We start from the raw sequence: 16466 nt of genomic DNA, 5'->3' as shown, positions 1-16466 counted from the left end.
TTAAAATGACACCCATCTTAATTTTTAAATAAATCGGCTTAATAAATCAGGCAACTTTAAAAACTCATAAGCTAATGGCTTATTTAGAGGCATTTACGGTGGTTATTTTAAAAATGTGCTGTTATTTACGTGGTTAGCTAAATTAAGGACATGCTTAAACCTGCAGCTAGGCAGTTTTAAAACTATTAAGAAGGTTTTAGGCTAGTAGTTTTTTACAATTACTATAATTTACTCGTCGCTTTTTATTTAAATGCTCACAATAACTTACATGTGATTGCGGCTTACCTACAGCGCCGTGAAATACGCGGGTAAAATCAGTAGTAAGTTTTAACCAATTCTCTTGTGATATGTTTACTCTTTCTAATAAGGGGAGCTGGGTGTTTTCAATAAAGCCTGGTTTATCATCGCGAATAATGCGCCCAGTGAGCTCAACTAACTCGAGGTAATATTTAAGCTCGAACGGTAAACCTTTTGGCATAAGCTTACGAGGCTTACATGCAAACTTTAAAAGTTGTTTAGGTTGCTTTGCATTTTCTGCGCTCTTAATTCGCTTTTGCACACTGGTAAAGTTTGAGTCTTCAGGAGTATTAGCTACTTTTGCTCTAATTGGGTTTAGATCAACGTAAGCCATACAAGCTGCAAGGGCTGCTTCATCAAGTAGAGCTTGTGATTTAAACCGCCCTTCCCAAAACCGGCCAGTGCATTTATCTTCTTTATTAGCTTTTCGGGCAATATGTTCGTTTAAAACGCGCATAAACCAGCTAATGCTAGATAACCTGTCTCTGTATTGAATAATAGTTTGGCTTAAAAAGTAGCGCTCAGTATTACTAAGCTCCTCACCTTGTAAAAACTTTTGCGTTAATGGTGTACCTTTACAAAGCTTGTGCCAGCGCAGCACTATGGCTTTGTCATTTAACCTATTTGCTTTTTTATCATCAACATAAAGCACAATATGCGTATGATTGCTCATAACTGCGTAAGCACATATATCAATACAAAATATTTTAGCGAGGCTAAATAGTTTTTTCTCTACCCAACCCCTTCGATGTTCGTAAGATTTACCCGTTAATGAATCCTCGCCGCATAAATAAGCATGGCGTACACAGCGTGAAATACAGTGATAGTATTTTGTATCGGCCAAACTTATTTGGCGTTTTCTTGCAATAGCCATTTAGCACCTGTTTGTTTATTGATCTAAATAAACATTAGTTGTTAAATGGTTAAAGTACAAAATTAACAGTGGGTGTCTTTATAACTTTCTTAATAGCTAAAGTTATTTTATTTACTAAAATAGCATTTTAAAAAATAAATTATTAGTAGAGTTTTTGTAAGCGATTACTTAACCTGTAACCTCATAAAAAGTAGTAATTAGTCATAATTTTAGGAGCCTACTTGTTAGAAGCGTTATTTGTATATGGTACTTTGTGCCCTGGTCACCCAAACGAGCATATTCTTGCCAATATTGGCGGCACTTTTGAAGAAGGCTGTGTAGTAGGTAATTTAATTAACGAAGGCTGGGGTGCCAAAATGGGCTTTCCTGCACTGGTATTAGATGAGTCAGGCCAAGAGATAAAAGGCTATGTGTTTAGCTCTACTAATTTAAAAAATCATTGAGCAGAGCTCGATGAGTTTGAAGGCGAGGCTTACTCTCGTATATTAACGCAAGTTAAGTTACACAATGGTGAGTATGTTCAGGCAAACGTGTACTCATTAAATACTAAGTAACACTTTATAAACCAGCGCTTTTAAAGCTCAAGCGCTGGCTATTTATAAATTAATTAACCGCAAAGTCTTTTGTTTCTAAATAGCTTGGTAGGCTTTTAAAACACGCCTCTAGCTTGCTTCTAATCGCAGCATTCACCAAAGTATTTACTGCATCGTCACACTTTAACTCCAGGTTGTATTCACCCCTATTGAGCGGCACTAAGTTTAGTGAGTCATAGCTTGGCTTGCTTTGTATTTTATGAATTACCAAACCTTGCTGCGCTGTTAGCTTTATTAACTCAAACGCATTTTTTTGTGCTTTATTGGTCGTTATTTTTCCAACGTATAGCGGGTTTTTAAAAGTTAGCTTGGTAGTAAAAAGTGCTTTGCCACCGCGTTCAAAATGGCCGTTAAATACAGTTACATTTAAGGTGGGTGTCTTCTTATTTATTAATAAATGTAGGTCAAATTTGGTTGGTAAAATAGTGATCTTACGTTGCTCGTCAGCTGCTTTTTTTAAAATGTTTTTGATAGTTTCAAGTTGAGTGCTGCTTTTACTTTTAGGGTGGGTGTCTTCATTAATTACTTCATACACAATTTGGTAGTCGTGTGGAGGGGCGTATAAAGGCATGTGGCTGGCAATTACTTTATCGCCTGCCAGTATAAGCGCCATGCCATGAAATCCCACGTAGCTGTGGGCTTTGTGTGTGTCGTGCGCATTTTGCTGAGGTGTGTTTGCAAGCACTGCGCTCGAAAATAAAATAAAAACTAGCAGTATGTGTTTCATGTTAACGCTCAAAAAATCAATATAGCGTTACTATAAGCTGGTTTTTATGTATAAATAATCGATAATAAGTCACTATTTATTTCCTTTTTATCAATAAGGTTTAACGCCATGCATTTAGACGACATTGAAAAAGTAATTCATATGGCGAGTTCGCAAAATCTGCACACAACCGCTAAGCATTTCAATATTACCCCAGGAGCGCTTTCTAAAACGCTAAAAAAGGTTGAGGCAAACTTAGCCACGGAGCTGTTTAACCGTGTAGGTAAAACGCTTGTTTTAAATGATAAAGGCAAAGAGTTTGTTAAGCACAGTAGTGATTTAGTTCATAATTACCAGCAGCTTACTAGCCGTTTTAAAAGCGATAATCACAAATTTAATGCGGTTATTGCAGGCCCTGCCATTTTGCTTAAAAGCGGCCTAAAAAAGCTGCTTATCGCACTTAATAACCAGCCCTGCTCGGTGCGTATTAATAACGTATTTGAAGGTGAAGCCATAAAGCAAGTGGCATCAGGCTCCGTGCATATTGCATTGGTTACTCGCGAAGCATTAAATAGTAGCGCACTTGCTAATTTAGCGGCGGTTGATGTATTTAATACTGGGTTTAGTGTGGCTGCGCATGCTTCGCATCAGCTTGTACAAAAAGGCGTTTCAACACTCAATAAAAACCAATTAGTAGAGCTTGCTTTTGCATGCCCGCTGTTTTCACCCCTGTGCGGTCTTGAGCAAGGTATTGGCTCCGACGGCTGGCAAGACGATATTGCCCCGCGCAATATTGTATTTAGATGTAGCGATTACAGTGCGTTAATAGAGGTAGTACAAAGTGGCTTGGCGTTAGTGTATTTACCTAACTTTGTAATTGACGATTTGGGGCTTAAAAAGCTAACTGTAAAGGGGGTTAACAGTCATTACAATGAAGACATTGTAATGGTATACAAACCTTCAAAGGCCGATGGTTGGCTTAATAAACTTATGCTTTCTTTATAAAAAAGCGCTTAAAAATATAAAGCGCCTTAACCACTACATTAAGACGCTTTAGGATGAAAACTTTAATTTACTAGCTATTAAAAATTATACGCTAACGACATTTTAAATTGCGTTGGCGCACCTGGGTAAACCCATAACGCGTTGTAGCTGCTTTCAGCGTAATCTTCATCAAAAATGTTATTAACACTAATATTAAGCTCGGTTTGCTCGGTTAAGTTTACGTTGCCAAACACGCCCACTAATTGGTAGCTTGGTAGTGTAAAACTTAAATCGGCGGCATCACCTAAACGGCTGCTGGTGTATTGGTAGCTTGCGCCAAATTCAAGCTCTTTACCCATTAATGCTGTTTGATGGCTAAGCGTAAGATTTAGGTTATTTTTTGGTACATTTACCAGTGGGCTGCCTTTTTCAATTGGCACGCCCCAATCGGCATTAATGATGTCGTTGGCAGTGGTGGCATCAATGTAGGCGTACGATAAGTTAAACGCCGTTGCATCAGTAATATAGGTGCTTAAATCGAGCTCAACCCCTTTACTATCAGCTTTACCAATAGGCGCCGAAAAACCAACGTTTACAGGGTCTGCTACTAACATATTACTTTTAGACGCATCAAAAATGGCGAAAGTACCGTTTATGCCTAAGTAGTCAAACTTAGCGCCTACTTCAAATGAGTCACTGTATTCAAAGCCAAACGGGTCGCCGCTAGCATCTGTACCACTTAGTGGTAAAAAGCCTTCTGAGTAACTGCTGTATAAGGTTAATGCATCATTTAGCTCGTACACTAAGCCTACACGCGGGCTTACTTGGCTTTCAGAGCTGGTTGAAAACACCCCGCTGTTGGTTTCTAAAATGTCTTGGTCAACGCTGTCAAACCTTAGGCCCACCAATAGCTTAAACTTATCGGTAATATCCATTTGGTCTTGAACATAAATACCGTATGCCTTTTGCTCTTCGTCGTTTTCGTAAAGCAGACTTACAGCTGGGCGCTCAACATCGTAATTTGGCTCAAAAATATCAACAGTATAAGTACCGTTACCGCCACGGTAGCGTGAAAGCGCAGTGCGCAAATCGTATTTGTAGGCATCAGTACCTATTAATAAATGATGCGTAATACCAGCTGTATCTACACTGCCGCTGAGTTCAAACTTTACGCTTGTATCTTCTACTTCGTAGTCGCGGTAGCGTTGTTGGCGAGTAAGTGTGCGGCCGTCGTCAAATAACGACTGACGAGATGGCGAAAGCTCAGCATCCGACGAAAACCCCGTTAATGTAGAGCTGCGGTAGTTTGCACCGGCAACCAACGACCAATCGTCATTAATATCATGATTTAATGTAACTTGATGACCACGCGAATACACTTGCGTGTCGCCATCGTTTGGGTTACCTAAATAACGCGAGTTTGGTACGGTGTCAAAATCGTTATTAAGTACAACAACACCGCGGTCAAATAGCTGCGCTAAATCTACGTATTCAAACTCGTAAGTAACGCTGGTTGATGCGTTTATTTGGTGATAAATCGAGGGGGTAATTACCTTTTTATTTGTGTATACCTCATCGCGGTAGCTGTCGCTATCTTGCCATGCGCCATTTATTCTAAACGCAGTGTTGTCGTTTATGCCGTTTGTGTAATCACCTTCAACACGGTTAAAGCTGTCGCTACCTAGGCTTAGTTTTAGCTCACCTTGCGGCTCAAACTGAGGTTTTTTAGTCACAATATTTACAGTACCGCCGGGCTCTGAGCGCCCATAAAGTGCTGAGCCTGGGCCTTTTAATACCTCAATGTAATCAATGTTTGAAACATCGCGCGGACCGCTAAAACCACGCCCACCGCTAAAGCCATTAATTAAATAGCCCGATGGCATGTTTTCGTTACCCGAAAGACCACGAATAGAAAAGCTATCCCATAATGCACCGCTGTTATTTTTGCGTGAAATGCTCGCCGAAAAATCAAGTGCGTCTTGTAATCTGGTAATGCCTTTTTGATCAAGTGCAGCGCTGTTAACACTTACAATAGACTGTGGCATTTGCTTTTGAGGAATGTCGCCGCGGTAAGCTTGCTTGTAAGTAACCGATATTTTCTCAATTTCTTCGGTTTGTGCTTGTGCAAATGTTTGCGCACTAAGGCCTAAACAGGCTAAATAAATTAAAGAATACTTCATGATGATTAATAAATAAGAATAAACAAATGTGATATTATAACGATAAGTTTAGCATGTGTTACTTTATAACAAAAAGACTTTTTTTAAATTTAAAAATTGCATTAGCAGCTTTGTATACATCACGTTAGTATGGTGTTCTATTTAGGTTACATAACGATAATTTTATGAGCATAAAAACAAACGTATTAATTTACTTTTTAGCCTTTTGCAGTGGTTTTTGCATTATGGGTATTGAGCTTTTAGGTGGGCGCATATTAGCGCCTTTTTTTGGCAGTAGTGTACATATTTGGGGCAGTATAATTACCGTATTTATGCTTAGCCTTTCTTTTGGCTATTTACTGGGTGGTAAGCTCAGTACTAAAAATGCATCGCTTACAAAGTATGGTTTAATATTTTTAATAGCCAGTATCATGGTGGTGCCTATTACGCTTTTTTCGCAGCCAATAATGGAATTTATTTTTACTCACATTGAAGATACACGCTACGGTTCGCTACTGGCCTCTACGGCTTTGTTTTTTATTCCTACCGTCATTTTAGGCATGATCTCACCTTACTCGGTGCGTTTACTGGTTACCGACAGCCATAAAAGTGGCCAAGTGGCAGGTATTTTATACTTTGTAAGTACGCTCGGTAGCGCCTTGGGCACTATTATCACTTCATTTTATTTTGTACTGGCGTTCGATGTAAATACCATAATTAGTGCATTTGCTTCTACGCTTGGCTTACTTGGCATATTGGCTATTGTTATTAATAATATTTCAGGTAATAAGGAGTTGGCCCATGCTTAAATATTTGCTCTTAGCAGTTAGTGTGTTCTCAGCAGCGGCGCTAAGCGATGTAATACACGAGGAGCGCTCTTTATATCGCAATATTATTGTTGATGAAACACGCGACCTACGCTGCTTAAAATTTAACACAAAAAGTAGCCAAACCAGCCAAAGCTGCATGTATAAAAATGACCCCGACAAACTGGTTTTTAACTATACCAAGCTTACATTTTCCAGCCTTTTGGTTACTGATAACCCTAAAAATGTACTCATTATTGGCTTAGGGGGCGGTACGCTGTCTAATGTTATTCATGCGCTTTACCCCAAAGCTAACATTCACAACATTGAAATAGACCCCGCGGTTTTAAAAGTCGCGCGCGATTACTTTAATTTTATAGAAACCGACAACGTTACATCAAGCGTGCAAGACGGCCGTATATTTATAAAGCGCGCCGCTATTAAAAAGCAAAAGTATGACTGGATTATTCTTGATGCATTTAACGGCGACTACATCCCTGAGCATTTACTTACTAAAGAGTTTTTTGAAGAAGTTAAAAGCGTACTCGCTGATGGGGGTGTAATTGCAGCTAATACGTTTTCGAGCAGCAAACTATACGCGCATGAGTCGGCAACGTACCATAGCGTATTTGGTGATTTTATTAACGTAAGCCGCCCTAATCGCTCTAACCGTATTATTTTAGCGGGTGTAAACACTATGCCTACTGAGGCGCAAATTAATCAGCGAATCAACGCACTTAATCCGCGTTTAAAAAAGTACGACGTAGATTTAAAAGTAATTCGTACCTACATGCAAAGCAGTAAAAATAATCAAGATTGGCCTGCCAATACAAAAGTGCTCACCGATCAGTACTCCCCTGCTAACCTCCTTAACTTTTAAATCTACAAATTTATTTAGCCCCAGTTTTGGGGCTTTTTTTGTTTGCAACACCCCTCAATATTTACTTAGCACGCTAACTAATGTTAAAGTACTTAGCATGCTAACTAGTTTGAGGTGGTTATGACTACTCAAAAACCTTTTCACGAAACGCTCGATTTAACCATTATTGGTAACATGGGGCGGGTTCATAGGCTATGCCGCGAGGCCATCACTTTAGCTGTAGAGCCTTTAGGGCTTACGCAATCGCGCTGGACGGCGCTAACCCATATAAATATGTTGGGCGAGGGCATAACACAGCTTGAGCTTGCGCAGAGTTTAGGAATAGAAATGCCCTCGCTTACCCGCACATTAAAGCAATTAGAAGAGCAACGTTTAATTACCCGTAAAGTTGATGAGCACGATAAACGCAGCAAAAAAATTTATTTTACCGAGCAAGGTGGGGCAATTTTACAGTCGCTAAACGAAAAACTCATTGATATTAAAAGCCAGCTATACAGTGGGCTAAGCACTGAGCAGCTCGATGCACTTGCGCGAGGCATAGTTGAAATAGAAAAAAACGCACTAAACTGTATTCAAAACCAAGTTAAAGGGTAAAGCACGTAATGACCCCGGATCAAAAATTTACACGTTATGTAAGGCTCTCATTAGGGGCTTTTGTAATTGTATTTATTTATTATTTAATGGCCGACATGTTCATGCCGGTAACACCACAGGCACGGGTTTATCACCCTGTTGTGCAAATAGCACCGCAAATAAGTGGCCGTGTAACTAACGTATTAGTAGCTAATAACCAAACTGTAAAAGCGGGCGATGTACTATTTGAAATAGACCCAAAACCGTATAAATTAGCACTAGAGCAAGCACAGCTCGCCCTTGACGATGCCAAACTACAAAATAAACGCCTAGATACCAATGTAAAAGCACTTGAGGCGCAAATTTCGGCGGCCAAAGCAAAGCTGCACGAACAGAAATTACTCAATAATCGTGGCGAAGCATTATATAAGCAACGCTCTATTTCTGAGCAAGAGCTTGAAAGCATTAAAGCTAACTTTGAAGCAAGTAAATCAAATGTCGCCTCATTAGAAGCGCAATTGGCCGAGGCAGTACTTGCACGTGGCGAAAGCGGCGCGCAAAATTTAGCGCTTCGCCACGCTGCAAACCAATTAGCACAGGCTGAGCTTAACTTATCCTACACCCAAGTACGTGCGCTAAGTGCGGGTGTGGTGTCTAACTTACAACTACTTGACGGCGCCTATGCGGTAACCGGTAGCCCGCTATTAGCTATTGTGGCTAATAAGGCCGACCTAGTTGCCGATTTTAGAGAAAAATCATTACTCAATATGAAGCCAGGTAGTCAAGCGCGAGTGGTATTTGATAGCCGCCCAGGTGAGGTTTACAACGCGTATATAAGCACATTTGAGGCAGGTGTTAGCGACGGGCAACTCAACGCCAATGGCGTGCTAAGTAGCACCGAAACCAGTAATCGCTGGGTACGCGATGCCCAGCGTCAGCGTATTCATTTAGTGATGCCAAATAACGCCAAATTAATTGCAAATATGCCAAGTGGCGCACGTGCTACTGTACAACTATTGCCAGAGTCAACAATTGGCCAGTGGTTAGCATCGGCGCAAATTAGGTTTATTAGCTGGCTACACTACATTTATTAATGGAGGCCGTATGACTCAAGCAGTTAGTCAAGCACCTCAATTAGACTCAAATGGGTTACGCCAAGCGCTACGCATAGCCGGCGGTTGTACCTTAGGGTTTACTATCAGTAAGTTAATGAACTGGCCATACGGTATATTTTTTACTGTTTACCCTATGTTGCTACTCGGTTTAGTGCCGGTGTTAAATAAACACATTGTGCGCCAGTTTTTAGCCAGTGCCGCCATTAGCATTCCGATGGTGTTAATTATGCAGGGCTTATTTTCGCATTTGCCTGTGTTAATGACCCTTATTGTATTTTTAGCGTTTTGCTTTTTGTTTTATCAAATGAGCTCAGGCGCGGCTTTTTTATTTGGCGCACTAGGCGTGGTGGGGTTATCTATTCAGCTGCACTTTTCAAGTTATGTAACCGGTAGCAGCAGCGTATATCCGCTTATTTTAAGTAATGGCTTGGCAACCCTACTCTCTACGGCTATTGCTTTTGCTATGCATGGGATTTTCCCCGATGTAACCGCGCGTGCCGTGCGGGCGGTACCCGCTAAATCTAAAGAGAGTATTCGCCATGAGGTACTACTGTGCGCTACGGTCGCTACGCTTTCGTTTGTAGTATTTCAGGTGCTTGATTTGCAAGATTCAATATCGGCGCAAGCCTCATCGGTATTAATTTTGTTTTCGCTGTGCTGGAAAGCGGCAGGTATGGCGGGTTGGCAGCGTGCTATTGGCACACTCATTGGGTGTAATGCGGCGTTGTTAGCGCAAGTGTTATTGTATAACCACACCGATTTTTTATTGTTTCCGGTACTTATACTATGGACATTATCGTTTGTGTTTAGCCGTTTTCATATTATTGGTGGCGGCGCACCGGGTATAGGGTTTGGTGTGTTAACCACGTTTGGTATTTTGTTTGGCAACTCTCTAGGCCCCGGGCAAGACCTTGTTTATAGCGCCATGTATCGCTTTAGCTCTGTTGCGGTGGCTATTGTGGCTAGTTTATCTGCGGTGTATGTAATGCACCATATATTAAATCGCTTTAGTGCAACTCGTCATCATACCTACGAATAACCCACTCACGCCTACGGCTAAATAAAAGCTGCAGGCGTAATTTTCAATGTTGTGAGCTATATATTTTTAAACTTAGAATTAAAACTTAATGCTGCCGCGCAGGGCTTTGGTTTGCCCGTGCTTGGTTTTTTTATCCATGCGTTTGCGCTGCGAGCTGCGGCTTGGTTTGGTTGCACGGCGGGCTTTGTTTACTTTGGTTGCGCTTAAAATTAACTCTTTTAAACGCTTTAGTGCATCCTCGCGATTAAGCTCTTGGGTACGAAAGCTCTGCGCTTTAATTACCACTACGCCCTCTTTTGTAATGCGTGAGTCGTTTAGTTTTAATAGTCGCTCTTTGTAAAAGTCGGGTAACTTTGAGCGGTTAATATCAAAGCGTAAATGAATGGCACTGGCTACTTTGTTAACGTTTTGACCACCGGCACCTTGCGAACGAATAGCGGTTAGCTCTAGTTCCCATTCATCTATAGTGACAGTATTTGAAATAGTTAACATTGCGTTCAGCTCTTATCGACAAAAATGCAGTATAACATTAGTAACTATATTTGTGCTGAATCAGCTTAAGTTGTAGGGTGTTAGAGTATTTATACTACTTTGTAGCTTAAATGCACCTAATACTTTAGTTTTGTATTGGCAAGCACTTACATTTAGTTTTAGATAGCGTTAGATAAATAATAGGAAACGCCCCATGAAAAAAATACTTGTATCACTTAGCTTACTCGCAATGAGTTTTTCAAGCCTTGCTGAAGATATTAGCGAAGGCCAATTACAAAGTTACATGAAAGCACTGCCGGCTGTTTCTAGCTGGGCAAGCAGCCAAGATTCCTTAAAAAACCTTGATTTAGCAAGCATGCTAGGTGGCTCTGCCGATCAAAGTGTTGAAGAGCAAAGCTCGCTTGCAAACAGCGCACTGAGCATGATTAAAGAACAAGGTTTATATAAAAGCTTTGCCGATATTACTAACCGTTACGGTTTTTCGCCAGAGGAGTTAGTCTCTGTGAGTTCTGAGGTATCTATGGCTTACATCGAAAACCTCAAATCGGGCCTTTCAGCTGAAAACCAAGAAACAGCAAATAAAGTAATGGGTGGCCTACAAAGCCTTAAAAGTGCCAAAAGCAGTGACGCTAGTTCACTGATGGGGGCGTTTGGTAAAGCTTCAAGCGCAGCAGAAGAAGCGACTGACCCACTAGTAAGCGAAAACAACCTTGAGCTTGTGGGCGAGTATATGCCACAACTGCAAAAGATTTTTGCACTACTATAACTTTACAAATAACCTAAACTGAGGTTAAGTAAGCACTTACACAAAAGGTGGCATTTGCCACCTTTTTTAATGCCCAAATTTTAAATGATTACGACATTTTATTAAGTGTACTGAGTGGCGCTATGTGTAAAATCTAGCGCAGGAGTGCCCTACCCTTAGCCAGTTTGGCACAAAGCTGTTGGCTTTTTCATAATAAGTTTCTTTTAACATGTGCTGTTTGTATAAACAACACATGTAAAGCCCCTTTACAAGTGTATAACTGTATGATTTATTTTGGGTTTTTATTTAATATTGCAGCAACGCGTTCAGCAAGTTCAGACAGTACATCTTGTGCAAACCATGGGTTCTTTTTAAGCCAAATATTATTGCGAGGGCTTGGGTGCGGTAACACTAAATACTGTGGCCAATACTCACGCCACGATTTTACTAACTCGGTTAGAGGTTTGTTTTTAGTATGCGGTAAATGATACGCCTGTGCATACTTACCAAGCATGATTGTAAGTTCTAAATTTGGCAAAGCGTCCAGTAATTGCTCCCTCCATGCGGGGGCACATTCTTTACGCGGGGGTAAATCGCCCGACTTACCTTTACCAGGGTAACAAAAGCCCATAGGTAAAATAGCTATTTTTTGGGCATCGTAAAACTCTTCAGCACTGAGCCCTAGCCATTCTCGCAGGCGGTTTCCGCTGGCATCGTTAAAAGGTTTGCCAGTTTCGTGTACTTTTACACCTGGTGCTTGGCCGGCAATTAAAATACGCGCATTGGCATTAAACTGTATGACGGGGCGAGCACCTAATGGTAAATGAGGTTCACAGATCACACATTTACTAACTTGTTGTATTAATTGGCTGGTATTCATGTTTACTTGGCCCTAAATGCTTAATATTTATTCTAAATGGCCATTTTGACCCAATGAGTTGGTAAAAAATCGGTTTATTTTAATTAAAACGGCCAGTAGTTGGTAAAATTGTGATCTCTGTTTAAAACAGCGCTGTAGCCCTTGCCATACTTAGTGTTTTTCAGACCATACGGCAAATTCGTTACCACTAGGCTCTGTAAAATGAAATCGGCAACCACCCGGAAACTCAAAAATAGGCTTTACGATTTTACCACCATGCTGCTCAACTTTTTTATAAGTTGCGTGAATATCGTTACTGTAAAAAATCAGCAGTGCAGCCCCATTTTGAGTAAGCGATTTAAGCGGTGCATTAAAAAAACCGCCATCAAGCCCTTGGCCGCTAAACGCCGTGTACTCTGGGCCGTAGTCGGTAAACTGCCAATTAAACACGTTAGTAAAAAAGCTTTTTGTGGCTGTTAAATCGCCTGCGGGAAACTCTACATAATTTAGTTTTTCGTGGTTAGTCATTATAATTTTGCTCTGTAGCTTGCCAGTATTAGATACTGTAAACCTTCGGAAGTAGCTAAGCAATAATGCTACAGATCACTATTTTACTAACGCGTGCAAAGCCATTGTGAAATTAGCTAAAATATACAAATGAGAATCGCTATCTTTTGTATTTGTAAGCTTTATAATAACGACTTATTTTTATTTTCGTATTTGAATAAGGGATTCGTTAATTATGCAGGCACCACTGCACTTTGCTCCTTTTACAAAAACTAACCTAGCTGCGTTTATCAAAGCTGCGAGCAGCTACAGGGTGTTAGTGTTTTTACGTTTTTTTATTGCCATAGTGGGCGGTTATGCGTTTACCGCAGCAAGTATTTCATTATTAAGCGTGTTGCTACCAATTGCTAAACAAGATGCCGTCTTACTGTGTGTATCTATCAGTATTTTAATTTATGCCTTAGTGTTTATTTATGCGTTTTCTGTAAAGTCGTTAAAAACTGTATGGATCAGTATTCTACTAAGTATTGGCATTTTTATGGCTTTATTAGCCTTACTTAAAGGATGGTTATGAAGGATAATTTTTTTAGGTCGATGACCTGGCTACATACGTGGGTGGGCCTACTTACTTGCTGGATTATTTACACAATATTTTTTGCAGGCACGGTTAGCTTTTTTAGAGATGAAATAAACCTTTGGAATCAACCCGCAATACACAATGTGCAAGCACAAACAGACAGAGTCGCTGCACAAAGACAGCAAATTATTAAAGGCGTTGAGTATTTAAATCAGCACGCTGAAAACTCTCCCGGATGGCGTATTACGTTACCTGAAGAGCGTATACCGTATTTAGTGTATGGCTATGCAAAACCTAAAGAGCCAGGCCAACGCCGCAGCCAGTATGTAAATACGCAATTAGACCCTAATACAATGCAAGAACTAGCGCCTTTTGTGGAAAGTAAAGGCGGCAACTTTTTTTACCGATTGCATTATCAGCTTTATTATTTAGATGCCATAACAGGGCGCTGGGTCGTGTGCTTTGCCAGCTTTTTTATGTTGCTAGCAATTATAACCGGCGTGGTCATTCATAAGCGCATATTTAAAGATATGTTCACGTTTAGACGTGGAAAAGGCGTACGCTCTTGGTTAGATGCACATAACTTAAGCTCTGTACTTGCTTTGCCGTTTCACTTAATGATTACTTATACAGGCATCATTACGCTTATATTTATGCTATTCCCCTACCCAGCATTAACAGCCTACGACAATGGCGTACGTGGCTTTTTTAACGATGTAACACCTAGCAATAAAGTGACTAATAAAGCGCAAGGCAGTGCAGATTTGCTTCCTATAAACACTATCTTGGATCAAGTTTATACTAAGTGGCCAGATGCAGATATTACGCGTGTTCAGGTGAGTAAACCTAATATGGCCGCCTCAACGGTAACGGTATTGGTAAGCCCTAAAAAAGCACTGCGAGATCAAAGTCCAAGATTGTTATTTAGTGGTGTGAGTGGTGAATTAGTTGCACAAACTGATGACGAACTTAGCAGCAGTAAAGCACTTTATGAGTCACTTAACTCTATGCATACAGGGCGATTTGCTACGCCACTACTGCGTTGGTTATACGTACTTGGCGGTATTGCGGGTTGTGTAATGATAGCTTCTGGCTGCGTAATGTGGGCAAAACGCATACGCGAGCGTAATAAAGGCAAGCCTTCGTTTGGTTTACAGTTGGTCGAGGGCCTAAACCTAGCCACTATTATGGGGTTACCGCTAGCAACCTGTGCATTTTTCATTGCTAATAGAATGCTCAGCCCAACGCTTGCAGGGCGCGACGATAAAGAAGTGACAGCATTCTTTTTAACCTGGTTAGTGGTTGGCGTTGTTGCATTATTGAAACGAGATAGGCTGCAATGGCGGGTAATGGCTGCCATAAATGCACTTGCGTGTTTAAGCGTGCCTGTAATCAACGCGCTTACAACTAATGGCAATATTGTTAGTTACTTAATGCACAAACAGTGGGCATTATTTATATTTGATGCGCTATTTTTACTATTTAGTATATTGTTTTTAGTTCAAACCGAAAAATTACGTACTCCCGTTAAAGCTAAAAATGCCTCCTCTAATAGCCGTTCAAACACAACTAAAAGGCAAAAAGCATGATTGATTTACTCAGTTTCAGCCTTTGTTTATTTGCTTTTAATAGTTTTGCGCTGGCAAAATCAGCGCATTTTAAAACAGCATTTAAAATACGCCCGTCTCAGCAACAAAGTAATATGCTGTTAATAGTCGCTTGGATCAGTATTTTACTAAGTTTGCTTCTTTGCGTGATTACGCAGCAGGGGTATGGTGCTCTACTGTTTTGTGGCTTTATGAGTCTAAGTGTATTAATTATAATGGTTTTTTATAATTTTATAGAAAATTTAATTAAGCCGTTTAGTGTTTTAAATATGCTACTTATTGGCTCTTCAGGAGTATTTTTGCTAATAAATACCTTTTAGTTAGTAAAAACTTGATCTCAAAAAGTCGTTGTTTTAGGCAAAAAAATGGCAAGCTATAAAGCTTGCCAACAATAGGGGGATACTCAGTATGTCCAACACTTGCCTGTCTCGTTGCAAGTGCAGCTAATATAGCCCTAACATATTTAACTTACCTTACAGTGAAATGAAGGTTTTATTACAGCTGTAACAATCATTTGCTCAACAACTGTAAAGCCCCTTTACATAGCTAAATATCCTACTGTTTAACCCAAATAATTTGCTCTGTAGCAAAGCCTAATCTGTTTGCTTTAGCTATAAAATGTTGTTTAAGCTCATCGCTCACTGTAGGTGTGCGCGATAAAAACCATAAATAATCACGGTTGTAACTTGTTATAAACGCATATTGGTAGTCGTCTTGATCAAGCTCAAAAATTACGTAAGCACCATAAAATGGGCCAAAAAACGACACTTTAAAATGCCCTGTGTCACTGCCTTCTACAAATTTAGCTAAGCCCTGCGCTTCATCCCACTTTTGCTCTTTGGTTATAAACCCTTTGTTAAGCACCTCCACTGTGCCGTCGTTATTTACTGTGTAGGTCGCGGTGACTTGCTCCATGCCCTCTTCGAATGAGTGATCAAGACGGGCAATTTCGTACCACTGACCTTTGTACTGTTCAAGGTCAAAGTTTTTAACGGGGGTAATGCCCTCTGGTGCGCTTGTGCAGGCAGTGAGTAAAAATAACCCTGTTATGAGTAAAATAGTCGTAATGGCCTTCATGAAAGCTCCTTTTTAAAAGTGATAGTGTTTGTACGGCGCTAAGCCAATAAAGTTTGCTAGCCGATTAAAATAAATTGCTATAGGATCAGCTAAATACTAGAGCAATTACAAGATTACAGCATGAAAATATGGGTAGATGCCGACGCGTGCCCCGTGGTTATAAAAGAAATACTGTTTAGAGCCGCTGAACGTACGCAAACACCAACCATTTTAGTGGCTAACCATGCAATGCGCATTCCGCCTTCAAAGTTTATTAGCCGCGTACAAGTTTCAAGCGGGTTTGATGTAGCCGATAACGAAATAGTAAAACGCGTAGAAAAAGGTGATTTAGTTATTACTGGCGACATTCCCCTTGCCAGCGAAGTGATTGATAACGGAGCCCAAGCACTCAATCCGCGTGGTGAGCTTTACACGCCAGAGAATATTCGCTCGTTATTAAACGTACGCGACTTTATGGATACTATGCGCTCAAGCGGCGTTGAAATGAGTGGCGGACCACCACCGCTTAGCCAAACCGACCGCCAAAACTTTGCCAATAACCTCGACCGTATTTTAGCGCAAAAAAAGGCGAGTTAG

Annotated in this window: 19 protein-coding genes; 12 read left to right on the top strand and 7 right to left on the bottom strand. The window is 40.5% G+C overall.

Translation table 11 applies throughout. The annotated features are described in order from the left end of the window. Positions 1-196: 196 nt before the first annotated feature. Positions 197-1171, bottom strand: a complete 975-nt coding sequence (locus tag AABI99_RS08275) for a transposase (protein WP_338365173.1) — start codon at positions 1169-1171, stop codon at positions 197-199. Between the two features lie 221 nt (positions 1172-1392). Between AABI99_RS08275 and AABI99_RS08270 the strand changes: the two genes are divergently transcribed. Beyond that, on the top strand, positions 1393-1614 hold the full coding sequence (locus tag AABI99_RS08270) for a gamma-glutamylcyclotransferase (RefSeq protein WP_338365172.1): 222 nt from the start codon (positions 1393-1395) through the stop codon (positions 1612-1614). 160 nt (positions 1615-1774) lie between these two features. Here the strand turns inward: AABI99_RS08270 and AABI99_RS08265 are convergent, their stop codons facing one another. Next, a complete protein-coding gene (locus AABI99_RS08265) occupies positions 1775-2491 on the bottom strand; it encodes a hypothetical protein (RefSeq protein ID WP_338365171.1) in 717 nt (238 codons plus the stop codon). 108 nt (positions 2492-2599) lie between these two features. Between AABI99_RS08265 and AABI99_RS08260 the strand changes: the two genes are divergently transcribed. Continuing rightward, the gene (locus AABI99_RS08260; protein ID WP_338365170.1) at positions 2600-3475 is read left to right on the top strand and encodes a LysR family transcriptional regulator; all 876 of its coding nucleotides are present in this window, start codon (positions 2600-2602) and stop codon (positions 3473-3475) included. 77 nt (positions 3476-3552) lie between these two features. On the opposite strand, the gene AABI99_RS08255 is transcribed toward AABI99_RS08260, so the two are convergent. Beyond that, entirely contained in the window at positions 3553-5634 is a 2082-nt protein-coding gene (locus AABI99_RS08255) for a TonB-dependent siderophore receptor (RefSeq protein WP_338365169.1), read from the bottom strand. Between the two features lie 164 nt (positions 5635-5798). Between AABI99_RS08255 and AABI99_RS08250 the strand changes: the two genes are divergently transcribed. The 5 genes from AABI99_RS08250 (at position 5799) to AABI99_RS08230 (ending at position 10026) form a co-directional block, all read left to right on the top strand. Continuing rightward, the gene (locus AABI99_RS08250; RefSeq protein ID WP_338365168.1) at positions 5799-6422 is read left to right on the top strand and encodes a fused MFS/spermidine synthase; all 624 of its coding nucleotides are present in this window, start codon (positions 5799-5801) and stop codon (positions 6420-6422) included. After that, positions 6415-7299, top strand: coding sequence for a fused MFS/spermidine synthase (locus tag AABI99_RS08245; RefSeq protein ID WP_338365167.1), 885 nt, complete (start codon positions 6415-6417; stop codon positions 7297-7299). The genes AABI99_RS08250 and AABI99_RS08245 overlap by 8 nt, the downstream gene beginning before the upstream one ends. Before the next feature lie 120 nt (positions 7300-7419). After that, positions 7420-7893: a MarR family transcriptional regulator gene (locus AABI99_RS08240; protein ID WP_338365166.1), complete on the top strand. Its 474-nt coding sequence runs from the start codon at positions 7420-7422 to the stop codon at positions 7891-7893. 8 nt (positions 7894-7901) lie between these two features. Then, entirely contained in the window at positions 7902-8966 is a 1065-nt protein-coding gene (locus tag AABI99_RS08235; protein ID WP_338365165.1) for an HlyD family secretion protein, read from the top strand. 10 nt (positions 8967-8976) lie between these two features. Continuing rightward, entirely contained in the window at positions 8977-10026 is a 1050-nt protein-coding gene (locus AABI99_RS08230; RefSeq protein WP_338365164.1) for a DUF2955 domain-containing protein, read from the top strand. A gap of 78 nt (positions 10027-10104) precedes the next feature. On the opposite strand, the gene arfB is transcribed toward AABI99_RS08230, so the two are convergent. Further along, complete coding sequence (gene arfB / locus AABI99_RS08225) at positions 10105-10518, bottom strand: alternative ribosome rescue aminoacyl-tRNA hydrolase ArfB (protein WP_338365163.1); 414 nt, start codon at positions 10516-10518, stop codon at positions 10105-10107. 193 nt (positions 10519-10711) lie between these two features. Here arfB and AABI99_RS08220 point away from each other — a divergent pair, with 193 nt between their 5' ends. Next, positions 10712-11284, top strand: a complete 573-nt coding sequence (locus tag AABI99_RS08220) for a short-chain dehydrogenase (RefSeq protein ID WP_338365162.1) — start codon at positions 10712-10714, stop codon at positions 11282-11284. A 268-nt stretch (positions 11285-11552) separates the two neighbouring features. Here AABI99_RS08220 and AABI99_RS08215 read toward each other — a convergent pair whose 3' ends face one another. Beyond that, positions 11553-12143, bottom strand: a complete 591-nt coding sequence (locus tag AABI99_RS08215) for a uracil-DNA glycosylase family protein (RefSeq protein ID WP_338365161.1) — start codon at positions 12141-12143, stop codon at positions 11553-11555. 150 nt (positions 12144-12293) lie between these two features. Further along, positions 12294-12650 (bottom strand): VOC family protein, encoded by a 357-nt coding sequence (locus AABI99_RS08210; protein ID WP_338365160.1) that lies wholly within the window; start codon positions 12648-12650, stop codon positions 12294-12296. Between the two features lie 214 nt (positions 12651-12864). Between AABI99_RS08210 and AABI99_RS08205 the strand changes: the two genes are divergently transcribed. The 3 genes from AABI99_RS08205 to AABI99_RS08195 are packed head-to-tail and all read left to right on the top strand — an operon-like array spanning position 12865 to position 15133. Beyond that, a complete protein-coding gene (locus AABI99_RS08205; RefSeq protein ID WP_338365159.1) occupies positions 12865-13203 on the top strand; it encodes a hypothetical protein in 339 nt (112 codons plus the stop codon). Continuing rightward, the gene (locus AABI99_RS08200; protein ID WP_338365158.1) at positions 13200-14795 is read left to right on the top strand and encodes a PepSY-associated TM helix domain-containing protein; all 1596 of its coding nucleotides are present in this window, start codon (positions 13200-13202) and stop codon (positions 14793-14795) included. The genes AABI99_RS08205 and AABI99_RS08200 overlap by 4 nt, the downstream gene beginning before the upstream one ends. Further along, positions 14792-15133 (top strand): DUF3325 domain-containing protein, encoded by a 342-nt coding sequence (locus AABI99_RS08195; protein WP_338365157.1) that lies wholly within the window; start codon positions 14792-14794, stop codon positions 15131-15133. Before AABI99_RS08200 ends, AABI99_RS08195 begins: the two co-directional genes overlap by 4 nt. A gap of 235 nt (positions 15134-15368) precedes the next feature. Here AABI99_RS08195 and AABI99_RS08190 read toward each other — a convergent pair whose 3' ends face one another. Next, positions 15369-15890: a lipocalin family protein gene (locus AABI99_RS08190; protein ID WP_338365156.1), complete on the bottom strand. Its 522-nt coding sequence runs from the start codon at positions 15888-15890 to the stop codon at positions 15369-15371. Positions 15891-16010: 120 nt separating this feature from the next. Here AABI99_RS08190 and AABI99_RS08185 point away from each other — a divergent pair, with 120 nt between their 5' ends. Then, complete coding sequence (locus AABI99_RS08185; RefSeq protein WP_055013495.1) at positions 16011-16466, top strand: YaiI/YqxD family protein; 456 nt, start codon at positions 16011-16013, stop codon at positions 16464-16466.

Source organism: uncultured Pseudoalteromonas sp. (genome assembly GCF_963922945.1).
Classification (GTDB): domain Bacteria; phylum Pseudomonadota; class Gammaproteobacteria; order Enterobacterales; family Alteromonadaceae; genus Pseudoalteromonas.
The sequence above is the reverse complement of the archived record's forward strand: the minus strand, read 5'-3'. Positions and strand labels throughout refer to the sequence as shown.

Excerpts from the sequence above, each read along its gene's own strand:
- AABI99_RS08275 (WP_338365173.1), bottom strand. The coding sequence starts at position 1,171 with ATGGCTATTGCAAGAAAACGCCAAATAAGTTTGGCCGATACAAAATAC.
- AABI99_RS08265 (WP_338365171.1), bottom strand. The coding sequence starts at position 2,491 with ATGAAACACATACTGCTAGTTTTTATTTTATTTTCGAGCGCAGTGCTT.
- AABI99_RS08260 (WP_338365170.1), top strand. The coding sequence starts at position 2,600 with ATGCATTTAGACGACATTGAAAAAGTAATTCATATGGCGAGTTCGCAA.
- AABI99_RS08255 (WP_338365169.1), bottom strand. The coding sequence starts at position 5,634 with ATGAAGTATTCTTTAATTTATTTAGCCTGTTTAGGCCTTAGTGCGCAA.
- AABI99_RS08250 (WP_338365168.1), top strand. The coding sequence starts at position 5,799 with ATGAGCATAAAAACAAACGTATTAATTTACTTTTTAGCCTTTTGCAGT.
- AABI99_RS08245 (WP_338365167.1), top strand. The coding sequence starts at position 6,415 with ATGCTTAAATATTTGCTCTTAGCAGTTAGTGTGTTCTCAGCAGCGGCG.
- AABI99_RS08240 (WP_338365166.1), top strand. The coding sequence starts at position 7,420 with ATGACTACTCAAAAACCTTTTCACGAAACGCTCGATTTAACCATTATT.
- AABI99_RS08235 (WP_338365165.1), top strand. The coding sequence starts at position 7,902 with ATGACCCCGGATCAAAAATTTACACGTTATGTAAGGCTCTCATTAGGG.
- AABI99_RS08230 (WP_338365164.1), top strand. The coding sequence starts at position 8,977 with ATGACTCAAGCAGTTAGTCAAGCACCTCAATTAGACTCAAATGGGTTA.
- arfB (WP_338365163.1), bottom strand. The coding sequence starts at position 10,518 with ATGTTAACTATTTCAAATACTGTCACTATAGATGAATGGGAACTAGAG.
- AABI99_RS08220 (WP_338365162.1), top strand. The coding sequence starts at position 10,712 with ATGAAAAAAATACTTGTATCACTTAGCTTACTCGCAATGAGTTTTTCA.
- AABI99_RS08215 (WP_338365161.1), bottom strand. The coding sequence starts at position 12,143 with ATGAATACCAGCCAATTAATACAACAAGTTAGTAAATGTGTGATCTGT.
- AABI99_RS08210 (WP_338365160.1), bottom strand. The coding sequence starts at position 12,650 with ATGACTAACCACGAAAAACTAAATTATGTAGAGTTTCCCGCAGGCGAT.
- AABI99_RS08205 (WP_338365159.1), top strand. The coding sequence starts at position 12,865 with ATGCAGGCACCACTGCACTTTGCTCCTTTTACAAAAACTAACCTAGCT.
- AABI99_RS08200 (WP_338365158.1), top strand. The coding sequence starts at position 13,200 with ATGAAGGATAATTTTTTTAGGTCGATGACCTGGCTACATACGTGGGTG.
- AABI99_RS08195 (WP_338365157.1), top strand. The coding sequence starts at position 14,792 with ATGATTGATTTACTCAGTTTCAGCCTTTGTTTATTTGCTTTTAATAGT.
- AABI99_RS08190 (WP_338365156.1), bottom strand. The coding sequence starts at position 15,890 with ATGAAGGCCATTACGACTATTTTACTCATAACAGGGTTATTTTTACTC.
- AABI99_RS08185 (WP_055013495.1), top strand. The coding sequence starts at position 16,011 with ATGAAAATATGGGTAGATGCCGACGCGTGCCCCGTGGTTATAAAAGAA.